The 1,608-nt window shown below is 44.8% G+C and carries 2 protein-coding genes and 1 pseudogene; all 3 read right to left on the bottom strand.

What is annotated here, in order from left to right; all coding sequences use genetic code 11:
* A pseudogene (locus HMPREF2596_RS09420) lies at window positions 1–620 on the bottom strand (RHS repeat protein); the annotation flags it as partial.
* A gap of 14 nt (window positions 621–634) precedes the next feature.
* Window positions 635–943, bottom strand: coding sequence for a hypothetical protein (locus HMPREF2596_RS09425; RefSeq protein WP_141762681.1), 309 nt, complete (start codon window positions 941–943; stop codon window positions 635–637).
* 224 nt (window positions 944–1,167) lie between these two features.
* Window positions 1,168–1,608: RHS repeat-associated core domain-containing protein (locus HMPREF2596_RS11665; protein WP_283140425.1), on the bottom strand; the 441-nt coding region annotated here is incomplete at its 5' end.

Consider the following 1,608-nt stretch of genomic DNA (forward strand, 5'->3'; position numbering starts at 1 on the left):
ATTTGGCCGTTGCCGTTGTAGTCGAAGCAGGTAATGCTTTGGCTGTTGGCGGCGCGGACGAGGTTGCCGTCTAGGTCGTATTGGTAAGCGGTTTCCTGAACCTTGTCGTTATCGCGGGCAAGGGTATGGATCAGTCGGCCTAATACATCGCGTTTGAATTCGGTAATCCGCAGTGGGATTTGGCTGTCGAGGCCGTCTGAAAGTGGGGCGGCGTCTGTTTTGGGAACAGGCTGTCCGCTCAGTTGTGCCATCAGTTTGGCGGCGAGGGTGGCGTCGTCGCCGAATTCGCGCTGCTCGACCAGTTCGTTGCCGGCATTATAGCGGTAGCCGGTCAGTTTATGGTCGAAACCGCTTTCGGCAATCAATCGGTCGAGGACGTCGTAGGCAAAGCGGTAGCGCGCACCGTTTTTATTGGTAAGGCCGACCAGGCGGCGGGCCTTGTCGTAATGGTAGCCGAAGGTATGGCCCAGCGCATTGGTGCGTTGGGTCGGCAGACCGTCTTGGCCGTATTCGTAGGTGGTGGTATGGCCTTCGCCGTCGGTATGGGTTTTCAGACGACCTTGAAAAAGGATTGAGGTCGTCTGAAAAGCAGAAACCGTGTGCGTGCATACCGCGCCCACACTACTTACGTAGACTAAGACTTGCTTTGAGTTATGACAATGCCTTCTAGCCCAATAGATGGATTTATATAGTGGAAATTATATGTTTCTTTACTTTCAAGAAAGGGAGATACGCAAGGAAAAGTTTCTATAATTTCATTTGGAATACCGTCTTTTTCCCATGTGTACATATCAAAAATAATGTTTTGTTCTGAGATATTATTAAAATGAAAAAAAACTACTGACTCAAATAGCATATCATTTCCGTCAAGCGAAAACAATATGAGTGATTTATCATTTTTTTTATATAACAAGCCTATAATTTCTTTATCATGAATATCCATTTGTTTTTTGCTCCACATTTATCTGGATTTTTCATAGAATAATACAAATCTTGACATTGACTAATCGAATTAGGTAATAATAAAAGTCCTATTCCACCGATAAACCTTGTTGTTAAGCTAGTTAATCCAGAAAATACTTGTGCGCATTTGCCAAATTTTAAGTGCAATTTTTCCGCCTTTGTTAATGCTCGTCCTTCTCCACGAACTTTATTTGGTGCTTTATCTTATGGATACCTCCAGTCATGTGCATGAGGATCTCCAAAACCATGATTGTGACCAAAGTCAATATCTTTTAGAGGATTGCCTCTTGCATCATAACTTCTAATTTGAATTGGCTTCCTTGTTTGAGGATCTAGTTTTGTCAATTTTCCATTTTTGGGACCAAATTGCCCTGTTCTGCTACCTTCTGGTAGTCTACTGCTAATTGATTTTCTAGCTAATCCCAACGGATCGATCCACTTTTTCGCATTCGGTGCAAACCAATACAGATTATCCCCACCCATCAACCCAATCGGGTCCTGATTCACAAACCGACCCGCATCCGGCTCATAATACCTGAAGAAGTTGTAGTGCAGCCCCGTTTCACGGTCGGCATACTGGTTTTGCAGGCGGAAGGGGTGGTATGCGCTATCTGTTACCTTGGTTTCCTCTTTCAGACGACCCCA

The organism is Neisseria sp. HMSC078C12, from assembly GCF_001838065.1.
Taxonomy (GTDB): domain Bacteria; phylum Pseudomonadota; class Gammaproteobacteria; order Burkholderiales; family Neisseriaceae; genus Neisseria.

Excerpts from the sequence above, each read along its gene's own strand:
- HMPREF2596_RS09425 (WP_141762681.1), bottom strand. The coding sequence starts at position 943 with ATGGATATTCATGATAAAGAAATTATAGGCTTGTTATATAAAAAAAAT.